Raw genomic sequence first — 1,269 nt, 5'->3', positions numbered from 1 at the left:
GACCAGGAACAGCGTCATTCCGCGTTCCCGGACGACGGTCCTGATCTTCTCCAGCGCATCCTTCTGGTTAGCAGATAGTCGATTTTCGAGCAGGTAGATGTAGTCGGCCATAGATAGGCGGGCAGCGCTCCGGACTTCGGATTCGTCGCTAACTCTCGCCGTATCAATCGCTTAGCACCGGCAAGCAAGACGACACAAAAGCCAAATGTAACATATAGGTACCGCTTTTGCTACATTCCTGCTGCTTTTTATGAACCCGATGAGACAATGCCGTGTATGCCTGCGGGACGAAAAAAAGTTCTCATCCGAAGATTTAGCCGCGACACCATAGCCGGCTACCTGCCGGCTGCAGGCTTTGTTCAGGACGATGCACTGGAGCTCCTGGATCTCTCCGGAAGGGTAATGCCGATTCCCCTCTCCGAGATCAAGATGGTGCTCTACGTCCGCGACTTCAACCTTACGGAGAAAGATCCGGAGCGGACACTGCGGAAGACCTTTCTCTCCAAGCCGCGAACAGAGGGTCTCTTTATCCGCCTGAAGCTCCGCGACGAAGATGTGCTGGAAGGACTGGCCCCGTTAGATATCAGCCTGATGGATTCCGCAGCGGAGGACAAGGGGGTCCAGTTCACACCTCCCGATGTCCGGTCCAATGTGCAGCGGATCTTCGTCCCTCGCCGGGCCATTGAGAGCATGGACCTTCTGGCGGTGATCACCACGCCGTCCAAGAAGAAACCCGTCGCCGCGACCTCCTCAGACAAATCCCTCCAGGAACAGCTCTTCGCCACCGAGCTGCCGCCGAACTCGCGGCCCAATTAAGCTCGAAAAATGCTTTAGGCATCTCATCCAATACGAAAGGGCGGCCGAAGCCGCCCTTTTCATATTCTGCCCCTTAGTTCAGTCGGCTGCGACTTCTCTCTCGACCTGAGCCTGCACCTTCGAGTTGAAGCGAGAGTAGGTGAAGTAGACGATCAGGCCGATTACGAGCCAAACGATCAGCCGGGCCCAGTTCTGCCAGCCGAGCTTGTACATCATGTATCCGTTGAAGATCACGCCGAGAACCGGTACCACCGGGATGGGCCATACCAGCGGAGCACGGAAGGGGCGCTCGCGACTCGGATCGGTCTTGCGCAGCACCACGACCGCGCAGGAGGCTAAGAATCCGCAGCGCGATCTGCCGATCGGTATCATCCTCTCGCTGCTGATCTGCACCGTGCTCTATATCGGTGTCGCCGGTGTTCTCACCGGCATGGTCTATTGGAAGGACATCAA

2 protein-coding genes and 1 pseudogene are annotated in these 1,269 nt (G+C 56.9%); 2 read left to right on the top strand and 1 reads right to left on the bottom strand.

Annotated features, from left to right (window positions below; genetic code table 11):
• Nucleotides 1–276 precede the first annotated feature (276 nt).
• Nucleotides 277–816, top strand: a complete 540-nt coding sequence (locus tag AB4043_RS25955) for a DUF6982 domain-containing protein (RefSeq protein WP_442299735.1) — start codon at nucleotides 277–279, stop codon at nucleotides 814–816.
• A 78-nt stretch (nucleotides 817–894) separates the two neighbouring features.
• Here the strand turns inward: AB4043_RS25955 and AB4043_RS25950 are convergent, their stop codons facing one another.
• On the bottom strand, nucleotides 895–1,131 hold the full coding sequence (locus AB4043_RS25950) for an amino acid permease C-terminal domain-containing protein (RefSeq protein WP_442308580.1): 237 nt from the start codon (nucleotides 1,129–1,131) through the stop codon (nucleotides 895–897).
• Nucleotide 1,132: 1 nt separating this feature from the next.
• Here AB4043_RS25950 and AB4043_RS25945 point away from each other — a divergent pair.
• Nucleotides 1,133–1,269: pseudogene (locus AB4043_RS25945) on the top strand (hypothetical protein); the annotation flags it as partial.

Source organism: Terriglobus sp. YAF25, from assembly GCF_052113305.1.
In the GTDB taxonomy this organism is placed as follows: Bacteria; Acidobacteriota; Terriglobia; order Terriglobales; family Acidobacteriaceae; genus Terriglobus.
The sequence above is the reverse complement of the archived record's forward strand: the minus strand, read 5'-3'. Positions and strand labels throughout refer to the sequence as shown.